Genomic DNA, 418 nt, shown 5'->3' with positions numbered 1-418 from the left:
CATCAATTCAAGGGCGCGTTTTTGTTCTGGTGTCAGATGAATTTTCATGGTTGTAAGCATGATCGGATTGGGATAAGAAATCAAGCATCTTCAATGACGATTGGTATATATTGGGAGAATCATAGTGTAGAATTTCAAAAACTACCCAATGGGATTCAATATTTTATTGATATTCCTAAACATGAGTTACCTCTGAGACTGAATATTGTCGGTCATGGTAGCCGAAGTCAGCATATTTATATGATTAACAAAAATCATCCTGATCATTTCACGCCACAAAAACTATTTAACAATATTAAAGAACTGTTAAATAAACGCGATGCTCGACTTTTATGATGAGTTGAAATGACATAGCCGCTCCTTTATAACTTTAAGTCGTCAAAAATAGAGAAATAAAGGAACAAAAGGCTATGTCACA

General features: G+C 34.2%; 1 protein-coding gene. It reads left to right on the top strand.

Features of this window, described 5'->3' with window-relative positions; translation table 11 throughout:
* Positions 1-336, top strand: a 336-nt coding sequence (locus AAC854_RS23210; protein WP_340619144.1) for a hypothetical protein, incomplete at its 5' end; no start/stop codon positions are given.
* Between the last annotated feature and the right edge of the window lie 82 nt (positions 337-418).

This window comes from Xenorhabdus entomophaga (assembly GCF_037996725.1).
Taxonomy (GTDB): domain Bacteria; phylum Pseudomonadota; class Gammaproteobacteria; order Enterobacterales; family Enterobacteriaceae; genus Xenorhabdus; species Xenorhabdus khoisanae.
The sequence above is the reverse complement of the archived record's forward strand: the minus strand, read 5'-3'. Positions and strand labels throughout refer to the sequence as shown.